The sequence below is a fragment of the Flavobacterium sinopsychrotolerans genome (assembly GCF_900110375.1).
Taxonomy (GTDB): domain Bacteria; phylum Bacteroidota; class Bacteroidia; order Flavobacteriales; family Flavobacteriaceae; genus Flavobacterium; species Flavobacterium sinopsychrotolerans.
The window spans coordinates 68,692-88,266 of record NZ_FODN01000003.1 but is presented as its reverse complement, the minus strand read 5'-3'; the positions used below and the strand labels follow the sequence as shown (position 1 = coordinate 88,266).

Genomic DNA, 19,575 nt, shown 5'->3' with positions numbered 1-19,575 from the left:
ATTTGGTTTCTCACTATTTCACACTGGTATTCAAAAGACTGCAATTTATTTTAATAATTGTAGGACGTTTTTTTAAAATTCTTTTTCGTAAAAGAAAAGAAATAGAATTACTATACCTTAACTACTCCACAGAATATATTTTTGACAATAGCCTAATCATAATCAACTATAGATTTAGAAATGGATTATGGTATCGATTTGGAAAACACAAAACATTAGAAAAGGAAATCAAGATTTTTAATCTCAAAAATTTTGATACTGAATTTGATCTTGTTGTGTATGGCTTTTTTCAAAGGAAAGCCTTCAAATTGAAATTTGAACCGCAACTGACCATAAATACACAAAGTTTCAAAACTAGTTTGTCAAATCTTTCATTAGAAATAGTAGAAAAAACTATTCCTGCTCTAATACAACCACATCTATACAGTAACATACGAAAACCATCTCTATTAGCTTCAAAAATTAAAGTAACAAACAAACCAATTATGATTAACAATAATAACTATAACCAAAACGAATTTATATGACACGAGATTACTATCAATTACCAAAATCAAGTTCAGTGATGCGATTTCTATGGAAATGTGCAGGTGGAGACCGTTATCTTTTAGAAAGAGCAACATATTCTGATCAGATTAAATATATGTGTTTAGGCGGAATAGTATTTGCAACCGGAGCTTTGGCAGGAATTGCAGGTGGATATGCTTTCTATACTATTTTCGAGCCAAGAGGTTCTGCTATTGAAAACCCAATTGATACGCAAACTGTTTTTACAGCAATCTTTTTTGGAATTATCTGGGGATTAATGATATTAAATATTGACCGATTTATTGTTACCAGTACTGGGAAGGGTGATGGCACTGAAGCTATAACGATGGGAGAATTAAAAAGTGCTTTGCCACGTATCCTAATGGGAATGATTATAGCAATGACCATATCAAAACCGGTTGAAATTAGGATGTTTAAAACTGAAATTGATATTAAACTACGTGAAAAGCAAATTGAACAGCAGACAATCTACATTGATAAAGTAAATGCAAATTTTAATGAGGAAATTAAAAATAAAGATAAAGAACTCATCAAATTCGATAAAGATTTAGGCTTGAAAATTGGACGTCATGCAGAATTGGAAAAGCAATATATTGAAGAAGCACGAATTATTACTGTAGGCCCTAGAGCATTAGCAGTTAAGGAACAAATGGATGCTGTAGGGAAAGAAATATCTGATATTAAAAATAATCCTGAATACAGTAGAATAAAAAAAGAAAAAAAAATAATTGAGGATCGAAGAGAGAAAGCATTGGCTGATACTGAAAAAGTTGCCAACGGTCTTGATGGTTTATTAGAACGAATAAAAATAGCACACGAAGTTGCTGGTTTTTGGATATCCTTGTTTATCACATTACTTTTTATGGCAATTGAGTTAACACCAATCTTTTTCAAACTGATGTTAACAAAGACTACTTATGACTATTTAGCAGAAAACAGAGACGAACTCATTAAAGCAGAATATGGAATTGAAGTAAAATATGATTATTACAAGGACAAACAAGGAGTAGAAAAGCACCTCACTGTAAACCATGAAGCAGAAAGATTAATTTTTGAAAAAATTGAAGTCACAAAAATTCAGAAGGAGCTTACCGAGTATGCAGTTCAAAAATACAAAGAAAGAGAGATGAAAAAAATTGATGAAAACCTGGATGAATACATAAAAACTATCAACACAGATGAACAAAGCAGTTAATGAAATACGGCTTTTTCTTTTTACATGTTCAGGAGAAGATAATTATATATTGAAAAAATGTAGCGCTAAAATCCAAACAAGATTTGCTCTCATTGGCTTTTTTGTGTTATTAATTTTTTCCGGATGTCTTTTCAGTGCTACTTGTTTTGCCTATTCTTTGTTTGAAGGGGCAAAATGGGTAAGTCTTCCTATAGGAATAATCTGGGGAGCTGTTGTTGTGAATATGTATTTACTATTACTACATACTATTTCTCCTGCTATAATCCCGCTATCTACCAAAAATAAAAACAGTTTTCAAAAAAGTGAAAAAATAATTAATATCCCATCTTTTTCTATGTTTTTAAGATTGGGTTTTATGGCACTGTTAGCTATAATAATTGCACAGCCATTAAACGTTTTTATGATTTCTACAACAGTAGAAAGTAGTATTGAAAAACACAAAATAGTTGAAAGAGTTAAGCTATATGCATTAACAAATAAAGAGTTAATTAAAAACGAACTTCTCAATCAAAAGGAGTTCAACCAAAAAATAGTAGACCGGCTGAATGAAGATTTGGCAAATACTACAAAAGCTCAAATAGCTATTATTGATAATAAAATTGAAAGAGACAATCAATTCATAATAATCACTTCAAAGAAATTAAAGCATCTCAATACAATTGATTCGGATTTATTTTTAACCGATAAAGCTGAATTAGAAAAAAAGAAGCTTCTAAACCAGCTTGATAATTTATTAAATGATGAATTAGCTTCAGATGCTGATTTTATTGCTACTATCAACTCAACATCAATTGACGGTAGTTTAAAAGAGGACTACATTACTTATAAGAACAATTTAATAAATCTAATTACGGAGAAGACAGACAACTACAATGCATTAAACGATTTACTAAATAAAAGTAATTTTTATATCAAAACAATTCAGTTAGTACTGATTGAAAACCCTGTTTCATGGTTCATCACTATCTTGGTTTGTTTAACTTTTTTATTACCCATTTATTTTAAATATAAAGTTCGGGATTTATCTACTAGCTTATTTTATAAAAATCCAAATAATCAATCTGATATTAAACAATTAAGAGAAGAACTAATTAATACAAAAGATTATAAATGGTTAGAAAATAAAATAAAATCAATCAATATTAGTAGTATAAATACCTCCGATTATTATTTTCAGAGAATGCTTATAGAGCATAAAATAATTCTGGAGGAATATGATGAGACAAAAAGTAAATTTTCAGAAATATTGACATCAAATATTAAAAAATATAATAAAACATCATCCGATAGATTATTTCATTTACAAGAAAAACTTAAAAATATTAATCTGCTAAAATATAATACTATCTCTCAACGAATTTCAGATGAATACAAAAATGAGTTAATGATTAAGTATGAGTATTGGCTTGATTCCCCATTCAGAACAAAAAGAAAAAACACACCTACATCTATTTCTAATAACGAAGAAAGTTTATTAGATTTTATTTATAACCAAGAATTATAATCTACTTTTTACTATGCATGATATTCTTGAAAAAATAATAAAAGTGGAACCTTTCATCGGAGAGGATGGTTTGGATTATAACAAAGTCACGAAAGAAATTTCCACTCCACGAAAAACATATTTAAAAGGAACTATTACTGGTAAATATAGAGGGGACAGAATAGACAATGAATCTAATTTATTTGATTTTGAAATCTATGAAGCAGAAGTATTATGTAATTCAAAAGCTGATTTTAGTGAGAATAAAGCTTTTGTTTTTCCTAATGATTTTAAAAACATAGGTAATCAAGAGAAAATAAAAGGAACTGTTTTCCCAAAAGAGAAATTACCAACAACTTTACCAGTCGCAATTATAGCAAATGAAAAATCATTTGGGGTAAATGTATTAGAACCGCAGTTGTTTGAATTTGATATCGTTCGTAAATTTCATCAAACGGACGGCGATGATGTATTTGGTACTTTTAATGCTTTCATTACGGGTTACGTTTTTGATTATGAAAAGAAAATTGTAGAAGAAATTGTCGGACCAATAGTTGAAACAGATCCATTAGAAGTTCCAGAAGAGATCCCATCTCAAAAGCCATCATCCTGCCGAGCATCAAATATTAAAACAGGAGCAACCCAAACCAAAGGAAACTATACCAGAAGTGAATATTATTGCAAAAATCACAATGATAAAACATGGGGGAATTGGGAATATAAAAATAATGACGTTGGTACTAACCAAGGCTGCTTTTCATCTATTATTGGAATAATAGGTTTGATTTTAGGGCTCCTGTTTTTAATTACAATACTTCCTGGAATACTTTATTTTATTGGTTTCTTTATCATTATGTTCCTAATTAGTATTTTAGGTCCTTATTTAAAATGGATTCTGAGAGTTATTGGTGTGCTTCTTTTAATTGGATTTATCAGTTCATTAATAAATACATTCAATCAAGGCTCTCAGAGATATATCCCCACTCCAGTCGTTGTAGATAAACCGAGAGAAGTAGTTGAGGAAAGATCTACAATAACCGATACGACAAGTAATCAATTAAATAAAAATGACACTCTTATAACACGATATAGAATTTGGCAAGATTATGAAGGCAAAAAATATGAAGGCAAATACCAACTCCGATTAAGTGATTTAAAAAATGCTGAATACCATAAAAACAACTTACCGCTTTCGCAAAATAATATCGACAGCTATGATAAAATCATATACAGCCTAAAAGAAAATGATAAAAATAAATTAAATGGCGTTTACAAATTATTTGATAGTATCAATAAATCAAACAAGCTTTCTAAAGTTAAATTTGCAGAAATGGTTGTCTCCTTTATTCAGGACATTCCATATGCTTTAATATTAGATAAAGGATGTGACGCCAGTTTGTACAATGATACTTTCACTCGACAATATCTTTTAGACCCAAACGCATCTTGCGACGGCAATCAAAGATTTGGAATAAATACACCTGTCGAATTTTTAGCAAGCCTAAAAGGAGATTGTGATTCTAGAACACTATTATTATATACTATATTCGCTCATTACAATTATGATGTGGCAGTTTTAAGCAGTGAATTTTATGGGCATTCCATTTTAGGAATAAATTTACCCATAAACGGTACTGCTTACAATTATAACGAGAATAGGTATGTGATGTGGGAAACAACAACACCCAATTGTAAACCCGGAATAATATCAAATAAAATTTCAAATTTAAATAACTGGAGAATCTCCTTAAAATCAAAATAACATGGACAAACAAAGTTTATTTTTTACAAGTATAGTAGGAATTGTTGCAATTGCACTAATGCTGATAGCAATTCAATTTTTAGCAAAAAGATTAAAAATACAAACAAACACAGAACAAAAAATTAATACATCCTATTCCATTTGGTTTGGGTCATTACTCCTATCTTTTATCCTGTTTTTAAAAGTAGCGTTAGAACTTGTCGAAAATTCAATTGAATTAATAATTGCTGATAAATCAATTAATAACACATTTGTAGCAGTAATGGAGCAAATAGCGATCTTCACTGGTTTTAGCTTCTTATTTACATTCTTAGCCTATTACATTGTTCATGTTATCATAAAATTTTCAATTGGTAATCGTAATGATAGTATCGAAATTGAAAAAGACAATGTGGGTTATTTTTTAATTAAAGGACTAGTTTTATTAACATTGGTATTTTCATTAATAACCATTTTCGAGCATTTTTTAAGATGGTTTGCCCCTGCTGTTGAAACCCCTTTTTACCATTAAAACATAAAAAGCAAAAAATATTAATCTTAATTTTAAACATAATGAAAATAATAATTCTACTTTTAGTTATTTGTTGCTATTCTTGCAAAGAAACCAAATATGAATATGATAACGAAATTGCGGTTGATTCTGCTGCTACAGCTGTGGATCAATTTGTTGCTGATTCAGTCACAATGTCGTCAGAAATAATTGAAGAACCAATTAAAGAATTGACTTTTGAAGAAGTTATACAAACCACATCTATACATGACTTAGAAAATTTTATTGAAAAAAACCCAGATCATGAAAATATTGAAAAATTAAAAGCAAGAGTAATTGACTTAGAAGTAGATCAAATTTTTAGCGATGAGAATACAGGAAATGCCAAATTCTGACAAAGTTGGTGAATCAAATTCTGGTATTTCTGAAGTATCAATAAAAAATGATACTTCTTGCGAATTGATTGTTAGATATAGCGGAATCGATTCTAGAATGATATCAATTCCACAAAACCAACTAAGAAGTATCTCAATAAAAAGTGGAGATTATAGGGTCACTGCAACTGCTTGTGGTGAAAGTTATTCATCTACAGAAGACCTAAGTGGTAATTATTCCTCAAGCTATTACATTTCAAGAACATTTAGATAATATGACTAACTGGCCACAAAAATGAGATGCTAATCTATATTGCTTTATCCATTTTATTTCAGCAATTTATCAAAATAGCTTTGGGCAGAACAATTTGGAATATCGTGGATTTAATTGTTGGAATAGGATTACTTATTTCGATAATCAATCATTCTAAAACAAAATTGAATCGGTAATCTACGGCTTTCTTGTAAAGTTATCAAAAACAGGTATAGTAAAATCTCATAAAACATCATTTATTTGTATAAATGAATTAAGAATTAGTCAACCGGTATCTAATATGTTGTGAAATATGGATAATATTTTTTTTATTATATAGCAAATTCAGTATAGTATTCGTCTAATAGAAATTGTGTAAGACTTTTATTATTCTTAAGTTTGGACATCTAATAAAAACAATTTGAATGTTATGGATAAGTACAAAAAAGTAATAAATGAATTAATTCAATTTAGGAACGAAAGAGATTGGGAACAATTTCATGATTCAAAAAATTTAGCACTTGCCATTTCACTTGAAGCTTCGGAATTAAATGAACTTTTTTTATGGAAAAAGGATAGTGAAGTTGAAAATGTAAATCACGAAAAGTTAAAAGAAGAACTTGCTGATGTACTCTCTTTTGCTTTTTTATTAGCAGAAAAGCACGACTTGGATATTTTTGATATCATTTCAGAAAAAATTAAAAAAAATGCTCTAAAATATCCAGTTGATAAAGCAAAAGGCACTTCGACAAAATATAATGAACTATGAGTCAAAACCCTTTCTCTATTAAAAAATTTAATTTTGATTTCAACCTCATAAATGATTTTAATAATATACATTATGTCAAAGATTTGTGGCCTGTTGTTTATATTATAAGTGATGGAAATGTAAATGAAGCTTATGTTGGTGAAACTACAGATGCATATGCTAGAATGAGCAGCCATTTAAAGAATAACATAAAAAATAAACTCTCCGCAGTACATTTAATTTCAAGTGAAAAGTTTAATAAATCTGCAACATTAGATATAGAATCTAATCTCATTAAATATATTTCTGGAGATGGACAATATAAATTAATTAATGGAAATGTTGGATTAGCGAATCATAATTACTACCAAAAGAAAGAAGTATATTGGGATATTTTCAAATCCATTTGGGATAACTTAAGAGCAGCTGGCATAGCTAAACACCCTATTAATTATATTGATAATTCTGATTTATTTAAATATTCACCATACAAAACTTTAACCTCAGAACAAAAGAGCGGTCTACTTGTTATTATGAAAAACCTTCTGGATAATACGTATAAAAATATTATTATTGAAGGTGGTGCAGGAACTGGAAAAACAATTTTAGCTATTTTCTTATTTAAGTTACTTAATACTACAAATGAGGATTTTAATTTTGAGGAATTCGGAAATGATGAATTTGAATTCATGGAAATTGTCTTTGAATTGAAAAGAAAATTTCCAAACCCCAAAATGGCATTAGTTGTTCCAATGTCATCTTTTAGAACTACTTTAAAAAAAGTTTTTAAAAATATTAAAGGATTAAATGCCAATATGGTAATTGGTCCCGCAGAAATCGTAAAAGATACTTTTGATATTGTTATTGTAGACGAGTCGCACCGATTAAGGAGACGTGTTAATTTGGGTGCTTATTTTAGAGCATTTGATGTTGTTTGTGAAAAATTAAATTTAAACAAACATACTTGCAGTGAATTAGATTGGATAATGAAACAATCTGAAAGTACAATTTATTTTTATGATGAAAATCAATCAATAAAACCATCAGATGTAAAGAAAGAAGATTTCGATAAACTAAAAGTAAATTGTTTAACCAAAACAGAATATTTAAAATCTCAGTTTAGAGCAAGAGGAGGCAATGATTATGTCAATTATATTGATAATCTTTTAAAATGTAAATTGACTAATTCTGATGTTATTTTTAACTCCAAAGATTATGAACTTATCCTTTTTGATTCTATTGAAGACATTGTAAGCGAAATAAAATCTAGAGATATAGAAAACGGCTTGTCTAGAGTAGTAGCGGGATATTCTTGGCCATGGGTGTCTAATAAAAAAGACGCTAAGCAAGACTATGATATTGAAATCGAAAATACTAGGCTAAAATGGAACAGTACAAATATTGATTGGGTTAATTCTGAAAAATCAAGAGATGAAGTGGGTTGTATTCATACTACCCAAGGCTATGATTTAAACTATACAGGAATAATTTTTGGAAATGAAATTACTTATGATAAGGCAACAGATCAAATTAAAATTCTAAAAGAAAACTATTATGATGTAAATGGAAAACAATCTATCGTTGATCCAGAAGAGTTAAAAAATTTCATCTTAAATATTTACAAGACCATAATGCTTAGAGGCATTAGAGGCACTTACGTATACGTTTGCGATAAAAACCTAAGAGACTATTTTTCTCAATTTATTCCAAAATATAGGACTGAAAAAGAAACAGTATTTTTAAAAGATCATGATGTTATTCCTTATGTAAATAGCATTCCCCTATATGACTTAAAGGTTGCTGCAGGAAACTTCAGTGAATTACAAACTGTAAATGATTGTCAATGGATTGCATTACCTAACACTTCTAAACCTTCACAAGATTTATTTGCTTGCAAAGTTATTGGTGAATCTATGAATAAAATAATTCCAAACGGTTCAATTTGTATGTTTAGAAAATATTCAGGTGGATCTAGAGATGGAAAAATAGTATTGGCGGAACATACAAATATACAAGACCTTGATTTTGGTTCTGGATATACTGTAAAAGAATATAGAAGTAAAAAAAACATGGAGAATGAAGTATGGACTCATGAGTCAATTATTTTAAAACCTCTTTCAGATAATATAGAATATCAAGATATTATACTTGCAGAAGATGAGTTGAGTAATTTGAAAGTAATTGGGGTGTTTGAGTGTGTGCTGTAAACCACCAATTATCTTAAAAAAAACTACTAGATCGATTGTTGCCTTTGTTGATGAATAGTCAGGTAAGTGTGGGAGAGTAATTGAATTTAAAAAATAAAAAATAATATATGTCAACATTAACAATTAATTTAAACGAAGAATACAGAATAAAAATTGAAGAGGGAAAAGATTTTCATAATTCTATTTTTAAAGATGTTTACATCAATGCTGCAGAAAATGTTGTTGAAATAATTAATCAATCTAATAGTAAAAACAAATATGACGATTTTAATAATATAATAGCTTTTACTGGAGAAAGAGGTAAAGGAAAAAGTTCATCAATGATTTCTTTTAGAAATGCATTGATAAATAATAAAGATGAAAATAAACATAAAGTTTTTTTTGACGCGAAAAAACTTGACGATAAATCATTAAAGTCAACCTTTGAAATTTTACGAAATAATAAATTTGCTGAAATTGATATTATTGATCCCTCTTTATTCAAGGGAAATGAAAGTTTATTTGAAATTATTTTAGCTAAAATGTTTTCCAAGTTTCAAGATAAATTAAAAGAAAAGGATTCAGACATTTCAGAAGATGTAAGAAGAAATTTAATTTCTCGTTTTCAAAAAGTATTTGAAAACCTTCAAATAATAAATTCTGATAGAAAAGAATTATATAAACTTGAAACTATTGAAGCTCTAAGTAAGCTAGCAACGAGTAGTAATTTAAGAGATTGTTTTAAAGATTTAGTTACGGAATATTTAAAATCTTTTGAAGATAAAGAATTTTTAGTAATTGCAATTGATGATTTTGATTTGAATATTTCGAAAACATATGAAATGTTAGAAGATATTCGTCAGTTATTAATTCAAAGTAAAATTATTATTTTAATAGCTTGTAAAGTTGAACAATTGAGAGAATCTGTTTTAAATAATTATTACAAAGAATTTGATAATTTAATCAAATACAAATCAAATGAGTTAACAGAAATTGAGTTAATTAATAAAACAGAAAAATATATTGAAAAAATATTGCCATTTGAGAAAAGACTAGAATTACCTAACTTAAAAATGTTTTAAATATGATTTTAAAATTTAATGATTTAATACTCTCAGAAGGGAAGGACATACAAGACTTAACTTTTGATTTTATCTATAAGAAAATAGGTCTGTTCATAAGTAAACCAGATTTTTTTTACAACGATTTAATTCCGAATACTTTAAGAGGATATCATGAACTAATGAGTCCTTTTAAAAGTGAAGATGATAATTTGAATAAATTCATTAGGTATCTTGGAAATAGAGTCACATCAGAATTTAATAATGAAAAAACAAGTATTTTTAAAAGACTTGAAGACTGCAACGATCTTATTTTTAATGTTGTATTATTAAATAGTTTATTAAAATTGAGTGATGATAGTATTTCGGAAATTGAAACAGATATACTTAAAGCTAAAAATCCAAATAACATTTCAATATCTGATATTTGTTTAAGTTTTCAATATCTAGAGGAAAGCTTTGATATAAACGACCATATTAGTAGAAAATTTATAAATTATTTAAAAATATATACATCATTAAGATTTTTAAAAGCAAATTCTTCAATTCAAGAAAATTTATTTAAAGGTGGTCTAGTTAATGATAACTTTGAAGTTTTCCCTGTAATCCAATCTGATTCAAGAAGAAGAAGAAGAGATTTTTTTGAGTTTAATTTGAAGCCTTTTCATAATGAACTAAATGATTTGCAAAAAATTTGGCTAATTAATTTTTTACCATATTTAGGTAAATATGATTCAAAATACAGGTTAACCGATGAAAGAATTTTTGAAAGGATAAGAAAATTTTCTATCTATGATAATGCAATGTTTTCGCCACTATACCCTTTTGTAAGTATTTTTATACTTGAAGCAAATAATTATGATTTTCTAAATAATAATAATAATAATAATAATAATGTTATTCAATTCATCAATGAATGTAAGGATTGGAGCATAAATAATTATGAATTGAAAATATTGTTTACAAATATTGAATTTGTAAAAGAATTTCTTGATAAACTTGATGATTTTACGACAAATTATAGAGAACCACATATAAGTTATTCAAAAACTATTAATGATTATTTATTCAAAGGTTTTGTTTTTTGTTTTGACCAATTAAAATTGAAATATAAATTTTTGGATCATATTGAAAATGATGTAATGATCAATAATCCTATATTTAAATTCTGGCTTGAAAATGAGACTGATTGCAATAATATAATTGAAAATGTTTTTAATAGAATAAATAAAAATCAGCCTTATAATAGAAACACTATAGAAAATGCTAACCTTGTATTAGAAAAGTACGCTAAGTATTTTGACAAAAACTCTAAAAATAGTCAACAAGGAACAAAACAAGCAATAAATAATTTGATTAAAGTGTTTGAAAAAGATATTGAAGTTTATAAAGATTTAAAAAAATACAGAAATCTAATGGATAGACAATTTAATAGTGGATTTAACAATATTTACAGCTTATTATTGAAAATCGCAAATGGATAATCTTCGTAAATCAATACGCTTATTATTTGCTGATTATTGTCCTGATAAAGTATTAAGGGCAAAATACGAAGAAGACTATATTGGTCAGCAAAGTTTTTTAGAAAATGGACTTCATTCATTTTCTAATTATTCTTTGGATGAAATTCAAAATGTATTTATCAAGTTAGAAACTGATTGGTTTTTGGTAAATGATAAAGTCAAAAAAAAATCGGTTTTTAATATTCTGACCCATTTTAATTCCAAAGTAGTAGTCGAAGAAAATCTTGAGCCTTTTATAGAATACCAACATTTATTAAAATGGCGTGATTTATCCTATTATGTTGGAGAGGATTTATTGACTTGCTCTCATTTTGCCTATACAGATAGTGTTTCACAAAGAGGTAGAGATTTCTTCTCATGGCGACCAACAGCATTCTCCAACAATAAAAGATTGCGAATTTTATTAAAAAAAGGATTAGCAGAAAATCATTTTCATTTGAAAGGTTCAGGACCTGTTTTTGATTTGAGTTGGATAAACTTAATGAATAATGTTAATCATTTTGAAAAGGAATTTACTGCTTTAGAAAAAGAAATGACTTTACTTACTAAGACTTCCAATTCTTCCAATTCTTCAAAAAAAACATTAAAAGTATTAGTTTACAAAGCTGCATATATTAGATCAAAATTATTCAATCATATTAACAATTTAAATCCAATACTAGATATTGATTTAACTCAAGATTCAAATAATATAAATTCAAACGATTTAATAATTAAACTGAATGAATTAAATCAAGAAATAGGTTTAAATAAAAAAGATTGTGGACACAGGTTCAAGCATTTTAAAAATACAGAAGTAATTGATTATGCTATACCCAAAAACATTCATATTCAAAACTTATCGCATTCGTATATATTTTATGGTGAACGCAAATTAATGTATGATTGTTTCAAAAAAATATATAATCAAGATAAAGATTTCAAAAAGTTCCATCATCTATTTCATACTTATTTATTGATAAAAGCACAATTTAGAGCTGAGTTAATTCAAGTGAATGACAAAATAGGTTTTGGAAATTTTTCAAAATATCAAGACAGAAAGGAATTATTTCTTCCAGACCATTCCATTTACCATACTGCATTTGTGAACCTTGCAGTTAACGACACTTTGAATCATAGTAAAATAAGTTCTTTTGAAGTACGTATAACACCAAAAGAGGAATATAGTAAATTAAGTGAAAGTATTGCCTCTTATAATAAAACACTAAAAAAAAATGCTATTCAATCAGAAAAGGAATTTAGACCCGAATTAGTTACTTCCGAATTGAATCAAAAACCAAAGCATTTTTATACTATACATTATATTAAAAAAGAAGATAAATTAAAAGTTTCAAGTATTTCAAGTTATGTCACTTGCAGGCATTCTAAATTGAGGAAAGAAATTAAAAACCAATCCATTGCTATAAGTACATTACGAGAAAAAAACATAAAATACTCTGAATCTATAAGAGGTATTGATGCAGCTTCAAGTGAATTTGCAGCATCACCTGAAGTATTTGCACAGGGCTTTAGATATTTAAAAAATCACAAATTAAAAGGCACTTTAAATCATTTAAAACAAGTGGTGAGTGAACATAAAATATATGCAACGTATCACGCTGGAGAAGACTTCTATGATTTAGTTGATGGATTAAGAGCCATTGATGAATGTGTTATTTTTCTAAATCTTACGCAGGGTGACCGTATTGGACATGCTTTAGCTTTAGGAATAGATGCAAAAGAGTATTATCAGTTTAAGAAACATAAATTAATGCTTCCAAAACAAATCGTTTTAGACAATACGGTTTGGTTACTTGCTAAAATTAGAAAATTTGGAATAGGTATTTGTAGAAATGAAGTGAATAGATTGGAAAAATTATATGAAAATCTATTTTCAGAATTGTATAAAGATAATTTTGATAAAAAAAATGAATTTAAAAATAAATATTTTCATCAAACAATATATCATGACGCTTGGAAATTAAGAGGTGATGATCCATATTTATATATAGACACTTTAGATACAGATGTATATGAAAAAATAAATTTAACCTATTGGGAAAGATGTCGCATAAATGAAGAATATCCTAAATCAAAAAATACAAGAAAAAATATTGATGTAAAGTTTTTAAATCAACAATATCATTTTAATCCAAAAATAAAGGAAGACGGTAAATTGATAAAGCAATTTGAGGTCACACATGATTATATGTTATTAGTTGAGGCTGTCCAAGAAAAAATGATGCATGACATAAAAATTAAAAATATTGCAATTGAATGCAATCCAACTTCTAATTATTTGATTGGTACGTTCAAAAGATATGCAAAACATCCAATTAGTAAATTTTTCAATCTTGGATTAGAAACGTCTCCCGATTTAATAAAAGATTGTCCCCAACTGTCTGTTTCAATAAATACAGATGACCAAGGGATATTTTCAACTTCATTAGAAAATGAATATGCGCTAATGGCAATAGCAATGGAGAAAGAGAAAGATGCATTTGGTAATAGAAAATATAATTCAACTATGATTTTTGAGTGGTTGGATAGAATTAGACAAATGGGATTAGAACAGAGTTTTATGTAACTCAAAAGAATAACTATGCTAGACTAAAAAGGCTACGAAAAACAAGCGTACATGGGTAAATGACCAAACATAAAGCTAATGCAAACTTTACTTTTTCATTAGAAAAGGTTTAAAAAGTTCAGAATTGGATTATTTTATTTGTTACATAAAGATTTTATAAGAAGAAAAATAAAAAAATATATTAATTACAGGGTAGAAATTAAATGGCTAAATTTTTAACAACAAAAGGTACATCCCATCATTTAGAAGATATAATTATTGGGGCAACAAAAGAATTATTTTTGGTTTCTCCTTATTTACAAATCTCTAAAACATTTTTAGAAAGATTGAAGGACGCTTCACAAAGGGGCGTAAACATTAAAATTGTTTATGGTAAAAATAATTTAAAAGAGGATCAATTAAATAACTTACAAACATTGAAAAACATGCAGTTGTATTTTTTTGAAAATCTGCATGCAAAATGCTATTTTAATGAAAGTGAAATGGTTATTACCTCAATGAATATGTATGAATTCTCGGAACAAAACAATAGAGAAATGGGTATATTTATTGAAAGAAGAAATGACAAAGAATTGTATGAAAGTGCAGTAAAAGAAACCATGTCTATAATTGGCTCAGCTGATGAAATAAAAGCAAAAAAAACTTATGTTAAAGAAGTAAATAATTATTCAAAACCAAAGTCAAAAGAACAAAATAAACATAAGGGTTATTGTATTCGTTGTGAAGATGAAATAAAGTGCAACCCTGAAAAACCTTATTGTACTGATTGTTTTTCAAATTGGAATTTTTGGGAGAACTATGATTACATTGAGAATGTTTGCCACAAGTGTGGTAAAGAAGAGAATACAACGATGTCTAAACCTGAATGCTATAATTGTTACAGGTATAATTAATTTTTCAAGCTTTTAGTAGTAAATAACATCAAATGAACGAAATCAAAAAAGAGCACATACTAGCTGCAATTAAAGAAATTGACAAACAGGGAATTAGATCCGGAAGACATTCCAGTACCTATGATGTAATCCATGAAGACAAACCCTATCCTCCAAAATTAGTTATTAGCATTGCTAATCGATTTGCAACAGGGGAAGAACTTGATTCTAATACTTTTTCAGGTGGCATTGATACTCCTGCTTTTCAATTATTAAAAAAAGAAGGATTTGAAATAGTCAATAAGATAGTGGAAACGGCAGACTTAATAAATGTAAAGGAAAAATTTGCAGACTGGATTATTTCTAATGATGGTAAAAAAAGTAATTATTTTTCGAAGCAATTTGGTGCAAAAAAAGAGCGGCTTTTAAATGAATTGGAATTAAATGAAACAAAGTATAAAGAAAATTTCAATACTGAACTTTTCGTTATTGATACCATAAATTTTAAAACTCAATTTGAAAGCATATAAGAAAATATTTATGATAAAAATAGCGATTTTGCTATTTATAGTTAGGAGCGTTCCAATGATCAACCGAGAGCAATTTTAGGTAATAATAATTACCTGAAATTTTTGCAAGAGAGATTTATTCAACAGAAGACAATTAATTATTGGGTTTTTCAAGGTAATCCCAAAATATATAACATGATTGCTGCATTGGAAGCTAATGCTATAAAAACATGGACTGTTAGTGCACATAAAGACAAAATCAAAATTGGGGATAAAATAATTTTGTGGTTAACAGGGCAAAATTCAGGTTGTTATGCTCTGGCTCGTGTAACTTCTGCTGTCACTTATAGGAAAGAAGAAAATTCAGAAATGGATTTTTACCTAAAATCAACAGAACAAGTTGATAATAATCGTGTGTCAATTGAGATAGAGCACAACTATTTTAACAACCCTGTTCTTTGGGAAACCATCAAAAATGATGATGTTTTTAAAGATTTCAAAGGTGGTAGTCAGGGAACTAATTTTACTACAATAAGAGAACAATATGAAACATTATTAGATCTCAATAGTATAAAAAGTGGAATCGACATGGGAACAATAAATAATAGAATCATTCAACCTCTAAACCAAATCCTTTACGGTCCTCCTGGAACAGGAAAAACCTTTGAATTGCAAAACACCCATTTTGATAATTTTACAATAAGAGAAACTGCCTTAACAAAAGAACAGTATTTAGAATCAGTTGTTGCTGATTTAACGTGGTGGCAAGTAATAAGTATTGCTGTTCTTGATCTTGGTAAGACAAAGGTAAATGATATCGTAAATCATGAATTAATAAAAATAAAAGAAAAATTATCTTCTTCCAAAACAGTTCGACCAACCATTTGGGGACAATTGCAAAGTCATACTGTAATGGAATGCCCTTTTGTGAATGTGAGTAACAGATCGGAACCATTATACTTCTCAAAAAGTGAAGATTCGCTATGGACAATAGATGAAAAATTATTAGAAGATTATTACCCTGAAGGAAAAAAAATTCTAGCGATTAGTGAAAATTACAAACCTAGTAATGATACCTTAATTAAGAATTATGACTTCGTTACTTTTCATCAGTCATTCAGTTATGAGGATTTTGTAGAAGGTATAAAACCGAGATTAGATGAAGGAGAAACCGAAGTCGCTTTTGAAATCAAAGACGGTATATTTAAAAAACTCTGTATTAAAGCAGAAGCGGATCCGAAAAACAAGTATGCAATTTTTATTGACGAGATAAATCGGGGAAATGTTTCAGCTGTTTTTGGGGAATTAATCACTTTGATTGAAGACGATAAAAGATTGGGTTCTACTAACGAACTTAAAGTAAAATTGCCTTATTCTAAAAGAGAATTAGGAGTTCCTTCTAATCTTTATATCATTGGTACCATGAATACGGCAGATCGAAGTGTAGAAGCTTTGGATACCGCTTTACGCAGACGTTTTTCCTTTTCAGAAATTATGCCTAATCCAGCATTATTAGAAGAAATACAATTCAACGATTTTAATTTAGCTGAGGTATTAAAAACCATTAATGAAAGAATTGAAGTTTTACTAGATCGGGATCATACTATTGGCCATTCTTATTTTTTAAAAATTAGAAACGGAGACGTTGTAAGTTTAAAATCGGTTTTCAAAAACAATATCTTTCCATTATTGCAGGAATATTTTTATCATGATTATGAAAAAATTGCTTTGATATTAGGAGAAGGTTTTGTCCGTGTAAAAGAGAATCAAACGGTAAAGTTTGCTAATTTCAATGACATTAATACTCCAGATATTGGAACTCAATTTGAATTAATTGACAAAATAGAAGATATAGAAGGAGCAGTTCATTTGTTATTAAACCGCAATGTCTAAACCCATAAATAAAATACAGGTTTTTGAACATCAAACGCTCTCTTATGGCAGAGAGTACAATGCTGTTTCGTTTAAAGAAAAGCATTTTAATGCATTGGCTAAACTGAATGTGCTTCATGATAACAAGTATTTTACGATTGTCCATAAAGGCATTAAGTTCGCTCAATATGTTGGCGTAGTCCAAATTGATGGTTTGTGTATTGAAATTCTTCCGAAAGCGGATCATTCATCTGAGGACAAGAAAGTTTGGCAAGGTGTTTTAATAGAAATGTTGCGAGCTACTAAAAAACTAAAAGTGGATAATGTGGGTCATGCCAATGTCAACAAGCAAAACATTCATTTACTGGATATTTATTTTGAATGGTATCTTAATGAAATACAATTACTTATTCACCAAGGTTTGATTAAACAATATTATAAAGAGACGAATAATGTTAAAGCATTAAAAGGAAAATTAGAGTTCGCAGGGCATATTCAAAAAAATTTAATTCATAAAGAGCGGTTTTACACCACACATCAAGTCTATGAAAAAGATCATTTAGTACATCAGGTTTTGGGACAAGCATTAAATATTATCGAACAATTTTCGAAAGGAAATTATTTGTATAGTAAATGTAAGTCCGTTCAACTGGATTTTACTGAAGTGCAACCGATTAAGGCGAATGAAGCGACTTTTGCTAAGATACCTAAATCCCGAAAAACGGCTCCTTATAAAACGGCTTTGGAGATTGCAAGATTAATTATTTTAAACTTTGCACCCAATGTGTCCAGTGGTAAGGAAAATATGTTGGCCTTACTTTTTGATATGAATTCTTTATGGGAAGAATATGTATTAGTCTGCTTAAAAAAAGCAGCAAAAAACAACGATTTAAATGTCGCTGTTCATGGTCAAAAATCACAACCTTTTTGGAATGGGATTACCATTCGTCCAGATATCGTTATTGAAAAAGAAGACGAAACTTTTATTATTGATACTAAATGGAAAAACATAAATGGCAGTAAACCTTCAACGGATGATTTACGCCAAATGTATGTGTACAATGACTATTGGAAATCTACTAAAGCAATGTTATTGTATCCTTCCAATACTACAACATTTACAAAAGAGGATTTTATTCCTTTTAATAAAATAACAGAAACAGCACATCACGAATGCGGAATTGGTAAAATTTCTATTTTCGTTTCGGATAAAAAAACCCTAGACAAAGAAATAGGAAACACCATTTTAGAATGGTTTAATATAATTTGACAAAAAAATAACCAAGCTCTCCCTAGCCTCCTGACTTCGGTATTCCTTTCTAACAATAACCTAAATTTAAAGCTTAAATTTCAAATTGTTAATATCCCTTTTCAGCTCTAAAAACAGATCTTTTACACTTGCCGTTTCCGTTACTTGCTGTTTTTCATCTGTGAGTCCAATGTTGCAAACGAATTCCCAAATCTCAAGAATGTCAGAAACCTTGACTTCATAAACCGGGTAAAAACTATTGTCTGATTCCACAAACAGTACATTCTTTTTGTTTTTATTCAATCGCTTGTATACCATACCTTCACTTTTGGTGATCAATATATAGGTTTTGCCATCCTTGACATCTCCAAGCCTTTCTACATAACGTCCCACAATGATGGAACCATCTACATGTGGTGGCATCGAATCTCCTTCCACCGGAAAACCCCTGTGCTTCCCCGATCCCAAAAACGGCAATGAAATCTGTTGCAGACTTTCAATGTATTCCGGATCGGCATACCCATTCAGATAGCCGGCTTTTACTTTTTGTGTAACGACTTCAATAAAATTTTCGCCCCTATTATCTACTGTGATTGGAAGCACCAATCGGTTATTTTCCAGTTGCAACAAATCGTCCAAAGGAATTTTACGCACATCCACAGATAGCAACAAGTCTATACTGATGTGGTAATAATGAGCAATTTTCTTCAATATTTCATACGGTGCTTCCGAGGTTCCGTCTTCATATTTAACATATCTGCCCCTGGTTATCCCTAACGATTCCGACAGCTTTTCCTGTGAAATTTTATGTTGCACCCTAAGGTTCCTGATGTTGTCGGAAAATAAAGACATAGGTATTTTGTTATAATTTGTAACAACAAAT

17 protein-coding genes are annotated in these 19,575 nt (G+C 28.7%); 16 read left to right on the top strand and 1 reads right to left on the bottom strand.

The genetic code is table 11. The annotated features are described in order from the left end of the window. Positions 1–523: 523 nt before the first annotated feature. From BMX64_RS07250 to BMX64_RS07180, 16 genes are all read left to right on the top strand, one after another. A complete protein-coding gene (locus BMX64_RS07250) occupies positions 524–1,744 on the top strand; it encodes a DUF4407 domain-containing protein (protein WP_091169328.1) in 1,221 nt (406 codons plus the stop codon). Further along, positions 1,728–3,248, top strand: a complete 1,521-nt coding sequence (locus BMX64_RS07245; RefSeq protein WP_091169323.1) for a DUF4407 domain-containing protein — start codon at positions 1,728–1,730, stop codon at positions 3,246–3,248. Before BMX64_RS07250 ends, BMX64_RS07245 begins: the two co-directional genes overlap by 17 nt. Positions 3,249–3,261: 13 nt before the next feature. After that, positions 3,262–4,989 carry a hypothetical protein gene (locus BMX64_RS07240; RefSeq protein ID WP_091169319.1) on the top strand — a complete coding sequence of 576 codons (1,728 nt, stop codon included), beginning with the start codon at positions 3,262–3,264 and terminating at the stop codon, positions 4,987–4,989. Position 4,990: 1 nt separating this feature from the next. After that, a complete protein-coding gene (locus BMX64_RS07235) occupies positions 4,991–5,500 on the top strand; it encodes a hypothetical protein (protein WP_091169315.1) in 510 nt (169 codons plus the stop codon). A 41-nt stretch (positions 5,501–5,541) separates the two neighbouring features. Continuing rightward, a complete protein-coding gene (locus tag BMX64_RS07230) occupies positions 5,542–5,874 on the top strand; it encodes a hypothetical protein (protein WP_091169311.1) in 333 nt (110 codons plus the stop codon). Next, positions 5,846–6,127, top strand: a complete 282-nt coding sequence (locus tag BMX64_RS07225) for a DUF6759 domain-containing protein (protein ID WP_143056064.1) — start codon at positions 5,846–5,848, stop codon at positions 6,125–6,127. The genes BMX64_RS07230 and BMX64_RS07225 overlap by 29 nt, the downstream gene beginning before the upstream one ends. A gap of 26 nt (positions 6,128–6,153) precedes the next feature. Next, positions 6,154–6,303, top strand: coding sequence for a DUF6804 family protein (locus BMX64_RS15960; RefSeq protein ID WP_317614713.1), 150 nt, complete (start codon positions 6,154–6,156; stop codon positions 6,301–6,303). Positions 6,304–6,536: 233 nt separating this feature from the next. Further along, positions 6,537–6,875: a nucleotide pyrophosphohydrolase gene (locus BMX64_RS07220; protein WP_091169302.1), complete on the top strand. Its 339-nt coding sequence runs from the start codon at positions 6,537–6,539 to the stop codon at positions 6,873–6,875. Next, a complete protein-coding gene (locus BMX64_RS07215; protein ID WP_091169298.1) occupies positions 6,872–9,061 on the top strand; it encodes a DNA/RNA helicase domain-containing protein in 2,190 nt (729 codons plus the stop codon). Before BMX64_RS07220 ends, BMX64_RS07215 begins: the two co-directional genes overlap by 4 nt. A 107-nt stretch (positions 9,062–9,168) precedes the next feature. Beyond that, entirely contained in the window at positions 9,169–10,122 is a 954-nt protein-coding gene (locus BMX64_RS07210; RefSeq protein ID WP_091169295.1) for a hypothetical protein, read from the top strand. 2 nt (positions 10,123–10,124) lie between these two features. Further along, positions 10,125–11,585: a hypothetical protein gene (locus tag BMX64_RS07205; protein WP_091169293.1), complete on the top strand. Its 1,461-nt coding sequence runs from the start codon at positions 10,125–10,127 to the stop codon at positions 11,583–11,585. After that, positions 11,578–14,190 (top strand): hypothetical protein, encoded by a 2,613-nt coding sequence (locus BMX64_RS07200; protein WP_091169290.1) that lies wholly within the window; start codon positions 11,578–11,580, stop codon positions 14,188–14,190. The genes BMX64_RS07205 and BMX64_RS07200 overlap by 8 nt, the downstream gene beginning before the upstream one ends. 203 nt (positions 14,191–14,393) lie before the next feature. Continuing rightward, a complete protein-coding gene (locus tag BMX64_RS07195) occupies positions 14,394–15,083 on the top strand; it encodes a phospholipase D-like domain-containing protein (RefSeq protein ID WP_091169286.1) in 690 nt (229 codons plus the stop codon). Between the two features lie 32 nt (positions 15,084–15,115). Further along, positions 15,116–15,592, top strand: coding sequence for a ScoMcrA-related endonuclease (locus BMX64_RS07190; protein WP_091169283.1), 477 nt, complete (start codon positions 15,116–15,118; stop codon positions 15,590–15,592). Positions 15,593–15,694: 102 nt separating this feature from the next. Beyond that, positions 15,695–17,464 carry an AAA family ATPase gene (locus tag BMX64_RS07185; protein ID WP_262987362.1) on the top strand — a complete coding sequence of 590 codons (1,770 nt, stop codon included), beginning with the start codon at positions 15,695–15,697 and terminating at the stop codon, positions 17,462–17,464. Further along, positions 17,457–18,713 (top strand): McrC family protein, encoded by a 1,257-nt coding sequence (locus tag BMX64_RS07180; protein WP_091169276.1) that lies wholly within the window; start codon positions 17,457–17,459, stop codon positions 18,711–18,713. Before BMX64_RS07185 ends, BMX64_RS07180 begins: the two co-directional genes overlap by 8 nt. A gap of 66 nt (positions 18,714–18,779) precedes the next feature. Here BMX64_RS07180 and BMX64_RS07175 read toward each other — a convergent pair whose 3' ends face one another. Then, positions 18,780–19,544, bottom strand: a complete 765-nt coding sequence (locus BMX64_RS07175; RefSeq protein WP_091169272.1) for an XRE family transcriptional regulator — start codon at positions 19,542–19,544, stop codon at positions 18,780–18,782. Positions 19,545–19,575 lie beyond the last annotated feature (31 nt).